The organism is Vibrio sp. 1-2 (7-a) (genome assembly GCF_013048515.1).
In the GTDB taxonomy this organism is placed as follows: domain Bacteria; phylum Pseudomonadota; class Gammaproteobacteria; order Enterobacterales; family Vibrionaceae; genus Vibrio; species Vibrio diabolicus.
The window spans coordinates 226,584-246,203 of sequence record NZ_VHSQ01000001.1 but is presented as its reverse complement, the minus strand read 5'-3'; the positions used below and the strand labels follow the sequence as shown (position 1 = coordinate 246,203).

The 19,620-nt window shown below is 45.3% G+C and carries 20 protein-coding genes; 15 read left to right on the top strand and 5 right to left on the bottom strand.

Features of this window, described 5'->3' with window-relative positions; all coding sequences use genetic code 11:
• The first annotated feature begins 4 nt into the window (after positions 1-4).
• The gene (locus FKN08_RS01045; RefSeq protein WP_012841498.1) at positions 5-304 is read left to right on the top strand and encodes a DUF3301 domain-containing protein; all 300 of its coding nucleotides are present in this window, start codon (positions 5-7) and stop codon (positions 302-304) included.
• Here the strand turns inward: FKN08_RS01045 and FKN08_RS01040 are convergent.
• Entirely contained in the window at positions 264-749 is a 486-nt protein-coding gene (locus FKN08_RS01040) for a GNAT family N-acetyltransferase (RefSeq protein WP_170891678.1), read from the bottom strand. The genes FKN08_RS01045 and FKN08_RS01040 overlap by 41 nt on opposite strands.
• Before the next feature lie 934 nt (positions 750-1,683).
• Between FKN08_RS01040 and FKN08_RS01035 the strand changes: the two genes are divergently transcribed.
• The 8 genes from FKN08_RS01035 (at position 1,684) to FKN08_RS01000 (ending at position 8,848) form a co-directional block, all read left to right on the top strand.
• Complete coding sequence (locus FKN08_RS01035) at positions 1,684-1,977, top strand: hypothetical protein (protein ID WP_012841496.1); 294 nt, start codon at positions 1,684-1,686, stop codon at positions 1,975-1,977.
• Positions 1,974-2,423, top strand: a complete 450-nt coding sequence (locus FKN08_RS01030; RefSeq protein WP_012841495.1) for a YaiI/YqxD family protein — start codon at positions 1,974-1,976, stop codon at positions 2,421-2,423. The genes FKN08_RS01035 and FKN08_RS01030 overlap by 4 nt, the downstream gene beginning before the upstream one ends.
• 194 nt (positions 2,424-2,617) lie before the next feature.
• A complete protein-coding gene (locus tag FKN08_RS01025) occupies positions 2,618-3,607 on the top strand; it encodes a ketoacyl-ACP synthase III (protein WP_170891076.1) in 990 nt (329 codons plus the stop codon).
• Positions 3,604-4,590, top strand: coding sequence for an NAD(P)-dependent oxidoreductase (locus tag FKN08_RS01020; protein WP_170891074.1), 987 nt, complete (start codon positions 3,604-3,606; stop codon positions 4,588-4,590). Before FKN08_RS01025 ends, FKN08_RS01020 begins: the two co-directional genes overlap by 4 nt.
• The gene (locus tag FKN08_RS01015) at positions 4,559-5,422 is read left to right on the top strand and encodes an MBL fold metallo-hydrolase (RefSeq protein ID WP_170891072.1); all 864 of its coding nucleotides are present in this window, start codon (positions 4,559-4,561) and stop codon (positions 5,420-5,422) included. Before FKN08_RS01020 ends, FKN08_RS01015 begins: the two co-directional genes overlap by 32 nt.
• A complete protein-coding gene (locus FKN08_RS01010) occupies positions 5,419-6,678 on the top strand; it encodes a F390 synthetase-related protein (protein WP_170891070.1) in 1,260 nt (419 codons plus the stop codon). The genes FKN08_RS01015 and FKN08_RS01010 overlap by 4 nt, the downstream gene beginning before the upstream one ends.
• Entirely contained in the window at positions 6,666-7,778 is a 1,113-nt protein-coding gene (locus FKN08_RS01005) for an ATP-grasp domain-containing protein (protein WP_053809805.1), read from the top strand. Before FKN08_RS01010 ends, FKN08_RS01005 begins: the two co-directional genes overlap by 13 nt.
• Positions 7,775-8,848: a hypothetical protein gene (locus FKN08_RS01000; RefSeq protein WP_053809806.1), complete on the top strand. Its 1,074-nt coding sequence runs from the start codon at positions 7,775-7,777 to the stop codon at positions 8,846-8,848. The genes FKN08_RS01005 and FKN08_RS01000 overlap by 4 nt, the downstream gene beginning before the upstream one ends.
• 108 nt (positions 8,849-8,956) lie before the next feature.
• On the opposite strand, the gene FKN08_RS00995 is transcribed toward FKN08_RS01000, so the two are convergent.
• From FKN08_RS00995 to FKN08_RS00985, 3 genes are all read right to left on the bottom strand, one after another.
• On the bottom strand, positions 8,957-10,543 hold the full coding sequence (locus FKN08_RS00995; RefSeq protein ID WP_006742541.1) for an AbgT family transporter: 1,587 nt from the start codon (positions 10,541-10,543) through the stop codon (positions 8,957-8,959).
• Between the two features lie 230 nt (positions 10,544-10,773).
• A complete protein-coding gene (ykgO, locus tag FKN08_RS00990; RefSeq protein ID WP_074191703.1) occupies positions 10,774-10,899 on the bottom strand; it encodes a type B 50S ribosomal protein L36 in 126 nt (41 codons plus the stop codon).
• Between the two features lie 3 nt (positions 10,900-10,902).
• Positions 10,903-11,163: a type B 50S ribosomal protein L31 gene (locus tag FKN08_RS00985; RefSeq protein WP_012841491.1), complete on the bottom strand. Its 261-nt coding sequence runs from the start codon at positions 11,161-11,163 to the stop codon at positions 10,903-10,905.
• Between the two features lie 123 nt (positions 11,164-11,286).
• Between FKN08_RS00985 and tsaA the strand changes: the two genes are divergently transcribed.
• The 5 genes from tsaA to FKN08_RS00960 all read left to right on the top strand — a co-directional run bounded on the left by tsaA (position 11,287) and on the right by FKN08_RS00960 (position 15,163).
• Positions 11,287-11,982 carry a tRNA (N6-threonylcarbamoyladenosine(37)-N6)-methyltransferase TrmO gene (gene tsaA, locus FKN08_RS00980; RefSeq protein WP_170891068.1) on the top strand — a complete coding sequence of 232 codons (696 nt, stop codon included), beginning with the start codon at positions 11,287-11,289 and terminating at the stop codon, positions 11,980-11,982.
• A 111-nt stretch (positions 11,983-12,093) separates the two neighbouring features.
• Positions 12,094-13,809 carry a proline--tRNA ligase gene (locus FKN08_RS00975; RefSeq protein ID WP_046874977.1) on the top strand — a complete coding sequence of 572 codons (1,716 nt, stop codon included), beginning with the start codon at positions 12,094-12,096 and terminating at the stop codon, positions 13,807-13,809.
• 176 nt (positions 13,810-13,985) lie between these two features.
• On the top strand, positions 13,986-14,654 hold the full coding sequence (locus tag FKN08_RS00970; RefSeq protein ID WP_164666282.1) for a tellurite resistance TerB family protein: 669 nt from the start codon (positions 13,986-13,988) through the stop codon (positions 14,652-14,654).
• Between the two features lie 111 nt (positions 14,655-14,765).
• On the top strand, positions 14,766-14,972 hold the full coding sequence (locus tag FKN08_RS00965) for a YaeP family protein (RefSeq protein WP_005391765.1): 207 nt from the start codon (positions 14,766-14,768) through the stop codon (positions 14,970-14,972).
• Positions 14,972-15,163 carry a DUF4250 domain-containing protein gene (locus FKN08_RS00960; protein WP_012841490.1) on the top strand — a complete coding sequence of 64 codons (192 nt, stop codon included), beginning with the start codon at positions 14,972-14,974 and terminating at the stop codon, positions 15,161-15,163. The genes FKN08_RS00965 and FKN08_RS00960 overlap by 1 nt, the downstream gene beginning before the upstream one ends.
• 105 nt (positions 15,164-15,268) lie before the next feature.
• Here the strand turns inward: FKN08_RS00960 and FKN08_RS00955 are convergent, their stop codons facing one another.
• A complete protein-coding gene (locus tag FKN08_RS00955) occupies positions 15,269-16,633 on the bottom strand; it encodes a sodium-dependent transporter (protein ID WP_046874979.1) in 1,365 nt (454 codons plus the stop codon).
• Positions 16,634-17,009: 376 nt separating this feature from the next.
• Here FKN08_RS00955 and FKN08_RS00950 point away from each other — a divergent pair, with 376 nt between their 5' ends.
• Positions 17,010-19,556: an Ig-like domain-containing protein gene (locus tag FKN08_RS00950; protein WP_170891066.1), complete on the top strand. Its 2,547-nt coding sequence runs from the start codon at positions 17,010-17,012 to the stop codon at positions 19,554-19,556.
• The last annotated feature ends 64 nt before the right edge of the window (positions 19,557-19,620 follow it).

The following is a 19,620-nucleotide window of genomic DNA, read 5'->3' as shown; positions in this document are numbered from 1 at the left end:
AGGGATGATTGGTGATCTTTTAGCAATTTTAGGGCTATGCTTTTTCTGTTATCTGTTTTGGCAACAACGTCGTCAAGCCGAACTCGCAAAAGTGGCAATCACGCGTAAATGTGAGCAATTGGATCTCCAATTAATCAGCATCGCCTTTGGTGCCCACAAACTAAAAACGCCAGACGGAGTCTGGCGTTGGCATACGGTGTATCAATTTGAGTTTTCATCTCTTGGTGACGATTGCTACCAAGGGGAGTTAACCATGGTCGGTTTCAGGCCGCAGAACTTTCACCTACCACCGCATCGCTTGTAAATTCCATTTCAAAGTAAGGACCATATAGATCCTTACTTTCTTTTGTTTCAACAAATCCCAGTTTTTTCAGCACCGCCATAGAAGCTTGATGGTTGCTATTCACATTAGCTTTCACCTTATGTAGCCCCAGCTCACGGCACGCCTTGGGGAAAAACGCTTTTAGAGCTTCTGTCGCTAACCCTTTACCCCAATAAGATTTATCAAAAATAAACCCTAACTCAGGCTCGGAATCGAGATGGGAAATGAACACGTGCCCCATATAGTCACGACTGGTGCTCTCTAGCACCGCCATACTATAAATATTTTCATCATCCAGTATTTTCTCAAACATCTGTTTGGCAGACGCGACAGTATACGGACCGTTCATTTCAGCACGGTTTTTCACACAGCAATTCAGCATGACGAACTCTAGTTGCAACGACTCATTGTAGGGTAGAAGAAGCATTCTTCTGGTTACTATGGCCACATCTGTTCCTTGATTACAACAAACTTTATTTATCCGCAGATCGCAAACTCGATGAGCTTGAATATGCTCAATAACTGCGGGGCATAACACCTTGTAGAGAAGCCGAAAGTTAAACCAACTGATTGGAAAGGATATTGATCTGGATTGTTTTTTATTAAGTGTTATTAGGAATTTATAAATTTTGTGACACTGATATACCCAAGTCACCTCGAGGTGCTTAATTCAACGAGAACGACTAGGTATCTTTTTATATAAGAAAGACCCCGACACATAAGTATCGGGGTCATGGTCTTACTCGCAGCAGTCCGGCTACTAAAAGTGCTCCATGCATCATCCATAATAGTGGCTGATTCCGTCAGCTTATTCCTTACGTCGCCGTCCTAGCGGTGTCCTTATCATCCTGATAGCTAACATTCCCCGTTAGCACACATCACTTGTTCCTTGAGCGGTGTCCCTTGCATCTTCCTGACGCTGTCCATAACCTCTATCCTAGAGGGGTCCATTGTCTATCCTTAGTCATCAACATCCTATTGATGATAGTGTCCATACAATGTCCTACGCTCCATGCTTGATTAATCATCCTGACCAACCAAATCGTCTTCCTGACGATAACCAAATCCTTGGTGCTTTCCTGTTCCATGTCTGCTTCCTGCTGACAACTCTCAATTTACGCCTTTCCTAAAAATTGACAATCTATACTAGATAAATATTTATACTCCACATTGGTTAAATAGTTGTTAAATCATTATTTATCAATAACTTGATGTTTGTAATTTCTATTTTTCCGCTCACGAAATCGTTTTCTCTCACAACCCATGTAAGAGATCTCTCACACCACACATTCCAAATTGCTATTCGCCAAATTAGGGGACTCAACGTATGATGATAGATATATCGTTGTTAAGGATTAAAAATGTTAACTCAAGACGTTACTAAAGAATTAGAAGCGGTAATGGAACAACTGCAACAACAAGGAAAAGAACCAACCGTAGCGTTAGTAAAAGCACGCTTGAAAACGCCCGTCCCAATGCCTGCATTAATCACCGCAATAAAAAGTTGGAAAAGTGCTCAGCGTGTTCCCAAGGTTGAAGTCGCAGCGCAAGCGCATACCGATAATGATCGTCTTGCAGCGCTAGAAAGCACGGTGAAAAAACTAGTCGCTCGCATTGAAGAGCTAGAAGCCAAGCTAAGTGAGAAGTCATCATGAAGTTATGGGTAGATGCAGACGCGTGTCCGAAAGTCATCCGCGAAACCATTGTGCGTGCCGCCGAACGCACGGGGATTGAATGTACGTTTGTCGCCAACCACGTTGTCCCGGTGCCCAAAAGAGACAACATCCACTCGCTGCAAGTTCCAGCTGGATTTGACATCGCTGACAACGAAATCGTTAAGCGTGTGGAGGCCAACGATTTGGTGATCACATCAGATATTCCGCTTGCAGATGAGGTCATCTCTAAAGGCGCTCAAGCCCTCAGTTCACGTGGCGAGCTTTATACGAAAGACACCATCAAAGCACGTCTAAATATCCGCGACTTCATGGAAACCATGCGTTCAAGCGGAATTCAGACTGGTGGTCCCGCTGCGCTTTCCCAAACCGATCGCCGCGAATTTGCGAACCATTTAGATCGTATTTTGGCTAAATTTAGGAAGTAATCCTCACTCTATTCATATTGAGCCAGCAAATCAAAGCCTGGCTCATTCCTGAAAATTCATTTTCAGCATTGCACCCAAAGCGTGCTCTTACTCCCATTTGTTTTGTTCTGTTTATTTTTCATCTCGCTCGCCATAGCTTCAATATGCAACGTGGTTTATTTTGAACGACGTTTTTAATAAATGTATAGAGAATAATGGGCTTTAACATCGTTTCTAGTGGAAGCTACCTGCCAACGAATCAATGGTCAGATCGAGAGATGGATCGCTTCCTAAAATTGGCGCCAGGGACCTGCCGAAATAAATTCGACGTTGAATATCGTCATGTAGCCAATACAAAAGAGACCGCTATTTACATGGCGGTGCAGGCGATAGAGCAGTGCTTAGGAAACATACATACCCTGAGCTCCGTTAATCTCCTTATCTACGCCAGTGGCACTCACCACCAGTCTCTGCCCTACGACGCCTCAGCGGTTCTCGCCGCGTTAGACGCTCCAACATGGCTAGAAAGCTTTGATTTGAACAGCACCTGCTTATCATTTCTCTCTGCGCTTGATCTTGCTCAGAGTCTATTCTTCGCAAAACGGTACCGTCGGATTCTCATTGTCACCAGCGAACTCGCTACTGGCATCACACTGAATCGAAATTTTACGCTCAAACCAGAAGTTGCAACCCTATTCGCAGACGGTGCCGCCGCATTTTTGCTCGAAGAACACAACGGTGATGGATTGCTCACCAGTCACTTTGAAACGCATCATACCGGGTATTCATTTTGTCAAATTAAGGGCGGAGGTAGTCATGTCAACCCTCACACCTCAGAGCATCAAGCCTATTTAAAAAGCTGCCAGTTTGAGATGGAGGGCAAAGCACTCTTTAAACATGTGCGTAAAACCTTACCGGCGTTTCTAAAAAAAGGCTTTGACGCCTCTCCGGTAACACTCAGCGATATTGATTATTTTCTTCCACATCAAGCCAGTGCGCACGGATTAAAAAAACTGCCATCACTCACCGGGTTACCAACCGAGAAAACAGTTAATCACTTTTCGACTTTGGGAAACCAAGTCGCCGCCTCACTCCCGATTAACTTACACTGGCTGCGTAATCAGCCAGAAACAGCAGGAAAACATGTGTTATTAGCTGGTACCGCTGCCGGGTTATCACTAGGGATGGGAGTGTTAAAACTATGAAGATATTAGTCACTGGTGGCAGTGGGATGTTGGGTAGCGCAATTCTAAGAATGTTTCACCAGCAACATGAACTGCATTTTACAGCGCGAAATACAGTCATCGCTAAACAACTCGCTGAGCAATTCGATGTTATCCCACATTTAGTCGATTTGAGAGACCACTCTGCTGTTCATGCGGTATGCCAAGACATGGATGCAATCATCCATTGTGCCGCTCTCTCAAGCCCATGGGGCAAGTGGGAAGCGTTTTATCAAGCCAATGTAGATGCCACCAAAAACCTCGTCAATGCGGCTAATACGCATCAAATCTCGCGTTTTATCCATATTTCCTCCACCAGCGTCTACTTTGACCATCAAGACCGTTGGAATATTCGAGAAACCGACGCCATTGCTTCACACTGGTGTAATGATTACGCACACACCAAATACCTATCTGAACTTGAAGCCATAAAAGGCCAAAGCAAAGCGATCATTTTAAGACCGCGTGGCATTTTTGGTCCCAACGATCGCGCGATTATCCCAAGAGTGCTTAAGGCGATAAAAAACAACACTCTGCTTCTGCCATCGGGTAGAAACCCAGTGGTTGATCTAACTTATGTCGACAACGTTGCCCATGCGGCGATGCTCGCTTGCACTCAGGCAGACCGGCTTCAGCATGGTGATGTCTTCAATATTTCCAACAACGAACCAATGCCAATTGAGACTGTTCTACAAGCTTTATGTGTGGGGTTGAACCTAAAAGTAACGTTACAATCATTACCATACGGTGTGGTATCACCATTATTAAAGCTCAGTGAGCAAATACGAAGGCGCTTACCACATCAGCCAGAGCCAAGGCTCACTTCATACAGCGCAGGATTGTTTAACTATCATCAAACTCTGGATATCAGCAAGGCGATAAAAAACCTGAATTACCAACCGCTTTTTTCAATTCAAGAAGGAATACAGCAGTATGCAAACTGGTCTAAAAATAAAAATCTTTGAGGCTGGACACTGCGTACACCCAGGCTTTGTTGTCAAACCAGGCTCTGGTATAAAGCCTAGAGCATTTCCTGCAGCCGTTGCGTTAATTCAGCACCCGACACAAGGCAACATCCTGTTTGACACGGGATATCACGAGCACTTTTTTAGCGCGACTCGTTCCTTCCCTGAACGTTTTTATGCTTGGACAACACCTTGCCGCTATCAACAAGAACATGGGATTGTTGCGCAGTTAGCAAAAGAAAATCTCAAACCTCATGATATTGAGCATTTAGTGCTCTCCCACTTTCACGCTGATCACATTGCCGCCGTGTCTGAGTTTTCTCACTCTCAATTGCATTGCCAACAAAAAGGGGTAGATGCGATTACTAAAAGTGGTCGAATTGGAGGCGTAAGAAAAGGCTACCTAAAAGCTCTGCTCCCTCCACAACTAGAATCTAACTTCATCATTCATGGTGATTTTTCTGTGCCAATCAGCCAAATTCTTCCTCAGTGCCAAGGGGTTAACTTGCTCTGTAAAGACATGTTCGACGATGGACTTATTTATATGGTTAGCTTGCCAGGCCATGCAGCTGGCCAAGTGGGCCTATTAGTTAAAAGAGAACGAGGTTGGCTGTTCTTACTCGCCGATGCATGTTGGTTAATTGAGAGCTTGAGTGAAAATATCGATCAGCATTGGCTGGCGAACATGCTTTGCGATGACACAAAGGCCTATAAAAACACCCTCTCCGAATTGAGAAGTTGCTACCAACAAACCCACCACGTTGTTCGCTTCGTACCTTCACATTGTCAGGAAACTATCCAGCAGCTAATCAAAGAAGGATGGATTAAGTGAGAACGCTTATCTCAGAATTCTGGCGAACCCGCTACCGCCCTTTCGGCTCAAGGGAACAAGTCGAAACGTGGCAGCAACAACATTTAACGCAACATCTGGATTGGGTATGCCGTCATTCACCGTATTACCGCTCTTTTCAAGGTGCACCACTCAGTGATTTCCCTATCATGAATAAGCAAACCATGATGGAGAACCTTTCAGAGTTAAATACGAAGGGCTTAGATGCTGAACAGTTAATGCAACAGGCACTCAAAGCAGAGCAGTCACGCAACTTTGCCGCTTCGAAAGTTGGCGATGTTACGGTTGGGCTTTCTTCGGGCACATCAGGCATGCGCGGGTTGTTTCTTGCTGACAAGCAGGAAACACAACTGTGGGCCGGCAATATATTGGCTCGCCTTTTGCCCAACCTATGGCAAAAGCACCGAATTGCACTAGCCTTGCGAGCCAACAGCCCACTGTATAAATCCGTCGCGAAAGGGCCTGTCACATTCTTTTATGCCGATTTAACCAAACCTTACCAAGAATGGATAAAAGAGCTGGATGAGTTCCAACCCACGCTTTTGGTTGGTAGTGCGCAAGCTCTTCAGCTCTGCGCCCATTTCAGCGGTCAATTTGGTCAACCCGCAATTCAACCACAACGGATCATTTCTGGGGCAGAGGTTCTAACCGAGAGTGACCGTCATTATATTTCTCAACGGTTCGACAGCGAGCTCCATGAAGTCTATCAATGTACTGAAGGTTTTCTTGCATGTACTGATCAGCATGGCCAAATGCGCTGGAATCAAGATGTTGTTTATATCGAAAAACACTGGCTGAATACCGAACGTACTCACTACAGCCCAATCATTACCGATTTTCGTCGTAAAACTCAGCCAATTATTCGTTATCAGCTCGACGATATTATTGAGAATAAACAGGATAATGGCGTATTTGAACCTCTTGGCGCGATTGCCGGACGATGTGGTGATCGCCTCACGCTAAACGCAAACCACGTCCCAGTGACGGTGTTACCAGATCTCATCTACCGCGCTATAACACTATCAGCCCAAAGTCGCGTGGATTACCGAATCACCCAAACAGAGTCACAAACCATTCAAATTGAAGCGGATGTTCACCACCATCGGGTTATACATCAAGCCTTAATAACACTGTTTGACCAATTGCGGCTTGATCCTGTCAGATTTAGTTACCGCCCTGCGCCTATTTGGACGCCAATGAATAAACAACGACGTGTGGTGAACATATGCGGGTCTTAATCACCGGATCCCGAGCACCAGTTGCACTAGAGTGGGCAACCATGTGTATGCATCATGGGCATGAAGTAATTCTCACCGATTCGCTAAAAAAGCCTCTGGGATCATTTTTGCGAGGCATCGAGTCTTATATACCCACCGCTTCACCTCGATTTGCATTTCCCACCTATCAACAGCAGATCCTAAAAATCATTACTCAGATGCGTATTGATATGGTGATACCCACTTGTGAAGAAGTGTATTACTTGGCTCATGTTGCCAAACAATGCCCAAAAGTAGATTTTTTTCTGCCCAATGTGGGACTACTCAATGCCCTGCACAACAAGTTGACCGTCTTTGAACAGCTTCAAGGTTTGCCAGAAATTACACTTCCAAAAACTCGTTTGGTCACTGATAAAAGTGAGATTGAAATTAATAAGAGAACCGTTCTAAAGCCAGTTTACTCTCGGTTTGGCGGGCAAGTCATAAGAGATGTGACGACTCAGTCTATTTCTGCCGCCACGATATCGCCCCTTTACCCTTGGGTTCAGCAACAAAAAATCCATGGGACTCCGGTGTGTAACTATGCCATTTTTGAACATGGTGACCTTAAAGCACACCAAGCTTATGTGCCGAAATACTGTGTAAACGGCTCGGCCGCCAGTGCTTTTCAGCCGATCTCATGCGAACGACTAGATACATTTATCGCAGCTTTTGGTAAACGTCATACTTATCATGGGCAAGTGTCGTTTGACTTCATCAAATCACAAGATGAACTCTACGTGATTGAATGTAACCCAAGAGCCACCAGTGGTTTGCACCTACTCTCGTCTCGATGCAAACAACTGCTTCCTAATATGGAGTTTACCAGTCCTTCCAAGCAGCGATTGCATCATTTAGGGCCAATAACACTCATCACAGAAGGTGGATTATCCCTGTTCAAGGCTCGAACTTGGCAAGATTGGTGGTCTGGAGTGAATGTGATGCAACAGCATAACTTACCGGTCGGGAGCCAAATCCGGAGTGTGTTTGAATTACTCCGGTTAGCTAGGCAGAACAAGGCGAAATGGAGCGCCGCTTCTACCGTTGATATTGAGTGGAATGGAGAAGCGTTGCGATCATGACACTTTCCTCTCAAGAATGGCATCAAACCTTTATCACTCTTATGCAGTCGAATCCTATTGATGAATGCACAGCAAGCTTTGGTTGCTACTATATCGATGATGTTGCCATTCCCTACTCCGTAACACCAAAAATACCAAACAACTGTTATGCCGTGTCCCCTATGACACTGCTTAGTGGCTACGCCGAAGAAGAGCTTCACAAAGTCAAAAATGTGGCTGTTCGATGGGTATGTAAGCTACTTATTAATATGACTAAACCAATCTTATCATTGGCTGGATTGGATCAAGTCCAAACACTCAACAATCAGTGCTTGTCCTCCAATATGTATAGCGAACAATGGGAATCCTTAAACCTTGATGAACTGCGTCGCATGGCACTCGATCAATACCCCACCTTTCCCTTGGTGCTTCGCTCCCTCAACCAACTTCAGCACTCACACTTAATTCAGCGATTAGAACAGCAACAATGGCAAAGCTTGGTAACACGACAAGTGTATTTACTTGAGGATTGGCAAGCATTCAGCTTCAACCGAGATTTAACGAAAGACTTCAAGCTGTTTAATGATAAAGATTGGCAGTTTAAGCCACTGGCTACTGATGAAGAGTTTCAGCGCGCCAAAGTGTTATATGACATGCTTTACCTTGATAAATACAGCCGGAATAACATCCAGTTTTCAACCCAATATTTAAAGCAGGCTAGCCAGAATAACTTAGTGCATTTAGTGGGACTATTTTATCAAGGAGAGATGCTGGCTACGTTAGGCATAGTAGAAATTGATAACGACATGACTTGCCCAATTTTTGGCTACGATACCAATAAGCCGCAGAGTTTTGCGCTGTATAGAAGAATATCTGCTTATACCATCCGCCACGCAATGATATGCCAGCGTCGCTTTAATATGAGCTCAGGGGCTCCAGCTTTTAAACGCAACCGAAAAGCCCTGCCAGAAATTGAATTTAGCTATGTTTATATTGCGCACTTACCTTGGTACAAACGCGTAATTTGGCAAAGCTTGTGCTGGCTCACTCAGCACTTTTATCGCCCTTTGTTGATGCGTTTTCAGCTATAAAACGACATCGATAGCCAAGCAAGCCTGCGTGCACACAATCTGGATCGATAAAAAAAGCCTGCGACGTTCGCAGGCTTTTGTAATGGAGCTGTGTGAGGTAACCGTTTTTTACGGTGTGTAGTATGTTGCTGCGCCAGGGCCTACTGGTAAACCAAATACGAATACCCATAGATAGAACAACACACTCCAACCGACAATGAAGCAGATTGAGTAAGGTAGCATGGTCGCGATCAGCGTACCGATACCTAAGTTCTTCATGTAACGAGTTGCTACGGCAAGAATCAAACCAAAGTAGCTCATCATTGGAGTAATAATGTTTGTCGTCGAGTCACCAATTCGGTAAGCAGCCTGAATCGTTTCCGGTGCATAACCAACAAGCATCAACATAGGAACAAAAATCGGTGCCGTCACTGCCCACTGTGCCGATGCTGAACCAATCATTAGGTTGATAAAGCCACACATGAGGATGAAGGCAAAGAACAACATTGGGCCAGTTAAGCCAATTTCTTGCAAGAAGCTAGCGCCAGCAACTGCGAATACCTGACCGAAGTTAGTCCATTTAAAGAAAGCAACGAACTGAGCAGCAAAGAAAACTAATACAATGTACATGCCCATAGAAGACATCGATTTCGCCATTGCATCAATTACATCGCGATCCGTCTTCATCGTGCCAACAACTTTACCAAACACAAAGCCTGGGATAGCAAAGAACACAAAGATGAATGCCACGATACTTTTCAGGAATGGAGAACCTGCAATTGTACCTGCATCAGAACGTAAGATGCCGTCAGCTGGAACAACCGTCCAAGCAAGCAACGCGGAAACAACCAGTACAGCAACACCTGCTAGTTTTAGACCTTTCTTCTCAATGTCTGTTAAGCCGCCCATTTTGTCGTTCGACAAATCTTCTGAGGCTTCTTCTTCACTGTATTTGCCAAGCTTTGGCTCAACAATTTTTTCAGTAACAAACGCACCAGTGATTGCAATGAAGAACGTCGAAACAAACATGAAGTACCAGTTAACTTCTGGACCAACAGTGTAAGTTGGGTCAATCATTTGCGCTGCTGTTTCAGTAATACCTGACAGTAGCGGGTCAACCGTACCGATAAGTAGGTTTGCTGAATAACCACCAGATACACCAGCGAATGCCGCAGCAAGGCCTGCAAGTGGGTGACGACCTAGAGAATGGAACAGCATTGCTGCCAGTGGAATAAGTACCACATACCCCAGCTCTGATGCCGTATTTGAAATGATACCAGCGAAAACAACAGTCACTGTTACCATGCGTTGAGATGCGCCCATGACCAAGCCACGCATAGCTGCAGATAGCAAACCAGAGTACTCGGCAATAGCAACACCCAACATCGCAACCAAAACCGTGCCTAAAGGCGCAAAGCCAACAAAGTTTTTCACTAAATTGGTAACGATAAGTTCGAGTCCATCAGCGTTAAGTAAGCTGACGACATGAATCATGCCATCTGCGGCACGACCTTTTGCGCCCTCAGGACGAGGGTCTACAACGGAAACTTCGAAGTATCCTGCAATGCCCGACATCACCAGAATGGCTAAACAGAAAATGGCAAATAGTGTGATCGGGTGAGGTAATAAGTTCCCCAAATATTCGACAGTATCCAAAAAGCGCGTAAACAGCGGCTTCTTAGGCGAGTTTTGTTTAATTGAATCAGATGAACTCATCTGTTCCCTCCTTGTTTTTATTCCTGTGCAAATGTGACAAAAATGTCAAAAAAGCGAGCGAAGGGTACTTGAGTAGAAGGTTAAAGAAAAGCCCTAAATGTTACAAACTGTGACCATTAGAGAGTTTTATAACCAATAACAAACAAAAATGTAGATATTTCATCCATGTAAAACAGTTAAGTCAAAATTATCAATTAAACAAAACCATAAGCCAGAAATATGCAGAACGATTACTTCTGCACTGCTTTAAACCTCGGATTCGCCTTACAAATGACATATAGACGCCCTCTTCGTTTTACGACCTGGCAATCCGGATGACGACTTTTTGCACTTTTTAATGATTTTACTACCTTCATGATTTATTCCTTTTCGCTCTTAAATTGACCAAAACGACGGTTGAAGTTCGCAATACGACCTTCTGTTTGAACCACTCGCTGTTTACCGGTGTAGTACGGATGGGATGCTGACGACACATCTAACGTAAAGTAAGGGTAGGTTTTGCCATCTTTCCATTCGATGGTTCTCTCTGTTTTCAACGTAGAACCAACAACGAAGTATTCATCTACGCTGGTGTCGTGGAACACCACTGGACGATATTCAGGGTGGATTCCTGGTTTCATAATACTTTTCCTCTCAATTGAAATGTTATGTTATAACGTTTTAATTAGTAATCATTATCAACAAGAAAAGCAAGAGAAATTTGTGATACTTTTCATCTCAATGAATTCTTAAAGATGTCCACCATGTATTCCATTGAACCCATCGGTGTCATTGAGACACCGTACAAAGAAAAGTTTGCAGTACCGCGCCAGCCTCGCTTAGTACCAACAGCAAAAGCACGCGTAAAACTGTTAGGCGCAGCGAATAGCCCTGAAGCAGTGCGTGGGCTAGAACAGTTCTCTCACGTTTGGCTGTTATTTTTGTTTGATCAAAATCTGGAAGCAGGTTGGAAGCCAACCGTCCGTCCACCACGACTAGGCGGCAATGAACGAATAGGTGTCTTTGCCTCACGCTCGACTTTCCGCCCAAACGGAATCGGAATGTCAGCCGTTGAAGTAAAAGGAGTCACTAAGCAAGGCGATCAAATCTATCTTGATTTAGGCAGTGTAGATCTCGTAGATGGCACACCGATTGTGGACATTAAGCCCTATATACCCTATTCAGATTCTATTCCAGAAGCACAAGGCGGATACGCAGACCAAGAACCAGAAAAGTCACAAGTCACCTTTTCTGCTCAAGCATTAGCAACGATAGAAAATCGATCCGATACTGACTATGTAAGATCAGTCATTGAACAAGTTCTGGCACAAGATCCTCGTCCTGCATACAAGAAAAGCAAGCCGGACGACAAAGAATATGCGGTAAATTTGTTCGACTTGAACGTAAAGTTCACAGCAACAAGCAACTTAATAACGGTTACCGCTATTGAAAGCTTTTGACAAACGCAATTGGCTGATATTATAGACGGCTAATAAATTTCCCTTTCGGGAACTCCCATACTCCAGCTTATTCAAGCTTGAGTATCTAACTTAAATAAACGGATAAATTTAATGCGTACCAGTAATTATCTTCTTTCTACTCTGAAGGAGACTCCAAACGACGCAGAAGTAGTGAGCCACCAGCTCATGCTACGTGCAGGTATGATCCGTAAGCTGGCTTCAGGTCTATACACCTGGCTACCTACTGGTCTACGTGTACTGCGTAAAGTCGAAAACATCGTTCGTCAAGAAATCGACAATGCAGGCGCAGTCGAAACTTTGATGCCCGTTGTTCAGCCGTTTGAACTATGGGAAGAGACAGGCCGCAGCGAAAAGATGGGTCCTGAGCTACTTCGCTTTACTGACCGTCATGTTCGTCCGTTTGTACTTAGCCCAACCGCTGAAGAAGTGATCACTAGCCTTGTTCGCAATGAAGTGAGCTCTTACAAACAGCTTCCGCTAAACCTGTACCAAATCCAAACCAAATTCCGTGACGAACGTCGTCCACGCTTCGGTGTAATGCGTTCACGTGAATTCTCAATGATGGATGCGTACAGCTTTGACATTGATAAAGACGGCCTACAAAAGTCATACGACGCAATGCACGATGCTTACTGCAAAGCATTCGATCGCATGGGCCTGGATTACCGTCCTGTACTAGCAGATAGCGGTGCTATCGGTGGTAGCGGCTCTCAAGAGTTCCACGTACTGGCTGAAAGTGGCGAAGACATCATCGCATTCTCTACCGAGTCAGATTACGCGGCAAACATCGAAAAAGCAGAAGCACTAGCTCCAGCCTCTGAAGCAGCGGCACCAACGCAAGAAATGACGTTGGTAGATACGCCAAACGCAAAAACAATCGCTGAATTGGTTGAACAGTTCGAGCTGCCAATTGAAAAAACAGTGAAAACTTTGTTTGTGAAAGCGTCTGACGAGGTTGATGCACCAATCATCGCGCTTATCATTCGTGGCGATCATGAACTGAACGAAGTGAAAGCAGAGAACCTTCCTCAAGTTGCAGCTCCACTGGAAATGGCATCTGAAGAAGAAATTCGTGAGCTTATCGGTGCTGGTCCTGGTTCTCTAGGCCCTGTTGGCCTTAAACTGCCGTTCATCGTTGACCGCAGCGTAGCGGTAATGAGTGATTTCGGTGCGGGCGCGAACATCGATGGCAAACACTACTTCGGCATTAACTGGGGTCGTGACGCAGAGCTTGGTCAAGTTGAAGACCTACGCAACGTGGTTGAAGGCGATCCAAGCCCATGTGGTAAAGGCACTATCCAGCTTAAGCGTGGTATCGAAGTTGGCCATATCTTCCAACTTGGCAACGCTTACTCCGCAGCGATGAACTGTGGTGTACTTGGTCCTGATGGTAAGAACGTCATCCTAGAAATGGGCTGTTACGGCATCGGTATCACTCGCGTCGTAGCGGCTGCTATTGAGCAAAACCATGACAAATACGGCATCATCTGGCCAGATGCAATCGCACCATTCCAGGTTGCGATCGTTCCAATGAACATGCACAAGTCAGAAGAAGTAAAAGAAGCCGCTGAGAAGTTGTACGCTGAGCTAACGGCAATGGGCATCGAAGTCCTATTTGACGACCGTAAAGAACGCCCAGGTGTAATGTTCTCTGACATGGAGCTTATTGGTGTACCGCATACCATTATTATCGGTGACCGCTCAATGAAAGAAGGCAACTTCGAATACAAGAACCGTGCTACTGGTGAGAAAACGCCAGTCGCAATGACTGATATTATCGAGCACGTAAAGGCTCAACTAAAGTAAGCACTCGACGGTTCTCATTTGAAATAATTTCAAAATAATTAGTAAGGGTTGACTTCGGTCAGCCCTTTTTTATTACTGGGCAACCTTACTACTCCCCTTTAGATCTATTCACTTTGTTAATCTTTGGTTCAGCTTCTTGCTATTAAACTGATTTCATCATCTAAAGGAGGTCAGTTATGGATTTAAAAAGTCTTCTAAACCAAGCACTCAAATCAGACTTACTCAAGCAAGGGGCTGATGCGTTAGGTAAACAAACTAACAACATCAAATCCTCATCAAACTCAAGTAGCCTGAAAACGCTAGGAGCAGGTGCCGTTGGCGGAGGCCTTATCGGTATGCTGATGGGCTCGAAGAAAAGTAAAAAAATGACCAAGAAAATAGGCTCGGGCGCATTAAAAGTCGGTGGCGCTGCTGCGCTTGGAGCATTAGCCTACAAAGTTTATAACGACTGGCAAGCCAAACAGTCCGGTCAAGGTGTTCATGAGACCTTTGACCCCGATGACAGCAAACACAGTGTACTAATTTTAAAAGCAATGATTGGAGCCGCAAAAGCCGATGGCCATGTCGATGAAGAGGAAATGGCCCGCATCGAGCAAGCCCTCGCGGATATGGGCGCAGATGAGCACGTACGTCAACTCGTTCAGCAAGAACTAAACAAACCGCTCGATCCTGCTGAAATTGCTAATCAGGCGACCTCTCCTCAACAAGCGTCAGAAATTTATCTCGCGTCTTTGATTGTTGCTGATGAGCAAAACTTCATGGAAAAAGCGTATTTGCAAGAACTGGCAAAACAGCTTCAGCTTTCACCAGAAGTCACTCAGCAGTTAGAAGTACAAGTGCAGTGATTAAATCTCGCTCAAGCAACTCCTCAACTTGAGCCAAAACAACTCTGCACTTTGAGTTTCAAATCTGCTGTGTGTATATTGAGATAAGTTATCATTTAGTGGAAAGAAAACATGCAAGTATACGGCTGTTGTGAACTGGTTCGTGAGCTTTATGCTCAAATTGGTAGTGGCGATCAAGCTTACATTCCTCAGGCAATTTCATGTGCTGTTAAAGCGCTGAACGATGTTGCGGCGGATGAGTCTCTGCCTAAAGAAGTGCGTGAAAAAGCGGCATTTGCTGCGGCAAACCTACTGATTTCAGATTTTGAGGATAAGTAATGAATCTAGCGAACTTTGAATCCATGGATCCTGTCATGCTCATGAGCATTGTAAATATGAAGCTACGCGACGACTTCGGTGGTGACTTAGATAAACTGGTAGCTTTCTTCGATATCGATCGCACAGCACTAGAAGCAAAACTGGCTTCTGCTGGTTTTGACTTTCTTCCAGAAGCAGGACAATTCCGTTAACCCGCAGCAATCACCGCGGGTAACTGAAACGGGGAATAACCAACATGAAAAAGGGCTTGATGATCACTCATCAAGCCCTTCTCTTTTGTCCAATAGACGTTTCGATTAGCCGAATGAAGCCCAGATGACCGTAGCCACAAGAATTGGACATACAAACTTCACATACGCTGGCCATAACTTACCAAACCAACCTTGCGTAAACTCCGGGCAACCTTGCTCAAGCTCTTTGATTTTTGAGTTGCGATTCCATACCCAACCACCAAATAAGCAGAATAAGAGCGCAGCGGTTGGTTGTAGATACTGAGTAGCAACCGTCGCGACCATACCAAACAGAGCGCCAAAGTTATAAACAATCACCACACTGAACAAGGCGATGAGACCACCTAAAACCCAGCTCGTTGCGCTACGCTTGGTGTTGAAACGCTCACTCACTAACGCCACTGGACACTCTAACATTGAAATTGAAGACGTTAGCGCCGCAATCGTCAGCAATAAAAAGAACACAATAGAGAACAATTGACCAAGCAAACCTAAGCTATCAAACATCAACGGCAATACGGTAAATACCAACGTATCAGAGCTTAATAGAGAGCCATCTTCAGCATAGATTTGAACGCCTTTTTGCATCGCAACAAACATCGCTGGCATCACCACTAACCCTGCAATGAAAGCAACGGCAGTATCTACCATGGTCACGTTCATCGCCATCTTTGGTAGGTTCTCTTTCTTACTCAAGTAAGAGCCATAAATCAGCATTGAACAGCCACCGATCGTAAGCGAGAAGAAGCCCTGCCCCATTGCAGCAAGAATCAACTTGCGGTCCCATACCTTTTCGAAATCCGGTACCAAGTAATGCTTTAGCCCTTCCATCGCACCGTTTTGCGTCATGATGTAAGCAAACAGTAGAGCAAACAAAACAAACAATGCTGGCATCAAACGTGTGGACCACTTCTCAATACCTTGTTTTACGCCACCTTGTACGATGAGAATCGTTAGCACATAAAAAGTAATGGCTCCGAACAAGTTACGTTCAACGCTAAAGCCCTTCAGCCATTGAGTTGCAGCTTCTAACCCCATTAGATCTGTGATTGCACCCAGTAAAAAGCAGATCAACCAACCACCGACAATAGAGTAAAACGCTAAAACAGCGCTTGGTACGCTTAAACCAATCCAGCCCACAATACCGCCGAGCTTTTTACCTACCGGATGATTGGTAAGCGAACGCATACTATCTACCGGATTGGCTTGACCATGACGACCAATCGCCATTTCAACCACCAGCATAGGAAATGCGACGATAAGAATCATCACCAAATAAACCAACAGGAAAGCACCGCCGCCATTACTGGCAGCTTGGGTTGGAAAGCCCCAAATATTGCCAAGGCCAACTGCGGCACCTGCGGCTGCTAAGATGAATCCGAGACGAGAGCCAAAATGCTCACGAGGCTGAGAAGAGGTTTGCTGTGTCATACTACTCACACAAAATATCATTGAACTAGCTAACTAGTACACTATAGCAATATTCACTATTCAACAAGAGCGCTCCGGTTAAATACTCGACAGTTGAAACAATTCACAGTCATTCAGCTTGTAAATTTTAACGTACATCTCACATTCATCATCCTAAGACCTGGCGACTTTTGTCTTTTTCACACGCCTAGAATTTATGATTCTCCCATCGTGAAGTGAGCCGAAAAATAATGAGCTTTGGTGTAAGGAACGAATAGTTCCTCGTGATACTGTGTCGAAAAGCAGAATATTGTGCTTCGCTTTTTCCCCCTTATGTCTATTTATCAGCTAGTTATTACTCTGTTCTCATTTATATCCATGACTCAAGGAGAGGAAAATGAAGGTCACTCTACTTCACGGAGCGATGGTTGCAGCACTCAGCGTCAGCTACCAAGCTCAAGCCTATAACTGCCAAAGCTTACCCGACTGGGACAGCACTGCGACTTATACATCGGGCACTTTAGTAAAAACGCAAGGAGCCGCTTACGAGGCCGCGTATTGGACGCAAGGCAATGACCCTGTTACCAATTCAGGGGCTTGGGAGGCATGGAAAGCGTTAGGGCAATGTGATGGTGGAAGCAACAATCTAGAGCCAACAGTGTCATTCTCCTCTCCAACAAACAACGCACAAATTCCCGAAGGCAGTGCGATCACCTTGCTAGCCAACGCAGCCGACGAAGATGGTCAAATCGCACAAGTTGAGTTTGTTGCAGGCAACCAAACGGTTGCTGTGGCAACTCAAGCACCATTCGAAGCATCTTGGACCGCTATTGAAGGTGTCTCGCAATTGACCGCGATTGCGACCGATAATGAGGGAGCCGTTACCACCACGACGATTTCTATCCAAGTTCAACCACAAGTCGAGTTGCCACCACCTAGTATTTCACTGACAAGCCCATCGGGAACGGAAGCGCTTAACGTGGGTGGGAACCTCACGGTGGCCGCTCAAGTTGATGATATTGATGGTGTGGTCACACAAGTTGAGTTCTTCGTGAACAATCAATCCGTTGCGATTGATACCAGCGTACCTTACGAATATCAATGGACCGCGAATGCTGGTACACATTCGTTTAAAGCACAAGCGACTGATGACACAAACCTCGCAACCATGAGCCAAGAAGTAACGCTTGTTGTTAGTAATTCAGAAACAGGGACGGGCGGATGTGCAGATGCAATGCCTTACGCGGCGGGAACGAGTTATCAAGTTGGCGACCTAGTTTCTCACTTCAACCAAAAATATCGTTGTGATGTTGCGGGTTGGTGTTCCTCGGATGCGACATGGGCTTACGAGCCTGGTCAAGGGCTATATTGGCGAGATGCTTGGAGTGGTCTAGGTGCTTGTTCGACGCCACCGCAAGTTACCATTACGGCACCAACGGATGGACAAGTCGTGCTCGCTGGCAGCAATAACGAAATCACGGCTAACGCAAGCGATGCTGATGGCACAGTCACGCAAGTTGAGTTTTTTGCGAACAACACCAGCTTAGGGGTCATCACTCAAGCACCATATTCCGTTACTTGGAACGCCACACTTATTGGCGCTAACCAGCTTAAAGCCGTCGCAACCGATAATGATAACAACACGTCAGAGTCCTTGGTTGGTGTGGAAGTCAGCGATAAAGATTTGGTCGTCTCACTGACTTCACCAAGCAGCGGTCAAACCGTCGGCTTAGGCAAAAACCTCGCATTAAGTGCCGATGCAACGTCTTTAACCTCAGGCATTAAACAAGTTGATTTCATGGTCAATGGTTCAGTTGTCGCCACAGATACGACTGCGCCTTATTCTGCGAATTGGACACCTGCCGCAATCGGACAGTTTACCGTAAGCGCTCAAGCCATTGATCTTGCTGGAAGCGCGACGTTATCTGACGCGGCAGCAATAACGGTGGTTGAGCAAGCAGAGAAACGTCATAAACTCATCGGTTACTGGCACAATTTTGTAAATGGGGCTGGCTGTCCAATTCGTCTAGCGGATATGGCTGATGCGTGGGATGTGATTGATATTGCCTTTGCCGAAAATGACCGCAACAGTGATGGTACCGTGCACTTTAATCTATATTCAGGCGATATTTACAGCGATTGTCCAGCGCTCGACCCAGCACAGTTCAAACAAGACATGGCAGCGCTTCAAGCTAAAGGTAAAAAGTTTGTTCTCTCTCTTGGCGGCGCAGAAGGCACGATTACGCTGAATACCGATCAAGACGAAGCCAACTTTGTCTCTAGCCTAACAGGTCTTATCGCTGAGTGGGGCTTTGATGGTCTTGATGTGGATTTAGAAAGTGGATCTAACTTGGTTCATGGCTCGCAAATTCAAGCTCGCCTTGGTCGTGCTTTGCTTCAAATAGAGCAAAATATGGGTGGCGACATGTACCTAACCATGGCACCTGAGCATCCTTATGTTCAAGGCGGCTATGTGGCTTACAGCGGTATTTGGGGAGCTTACATTCCTGTGATAAACGAGACACGCAGCACGCTCGACCTACTTCACGTCCAGCTATATAACAACGGTGGTTTGCCAAACCCATATCTGCCAGGCAGTGCACCAGAAGGCTCTGTGGATATGATGGTAGCGCAATCTAAAATGCTTATCGAAGGCTTTGAATTGGCCGACGGCACTCAGTTTGCACCACTACGTGATGATCAAGTCGCAATCGGCTTACCTTCAGGTCCTAGCTCGGCAAATTCAGGTCAGGCTCCGACACAGAATATTATCAGCGCACTAGATTGTTTAACCAAAGGCACTTCATGCGGCACCGTTAAGCCAGCGTTCAATTACCCGAATTATGCAGGGGTAATGACGTGGTCTATCAACTGGGATCAGCATGATGGTTTTAACTTCTCAAAACCTGTCGGCGATAAACTCACTCAGATGAACGCGCAATAAGCTATCAAAGAACAAGCGGGTAAAACGGAAATATCGTCTTGCTTTCATTACTTGTTCAAGTATG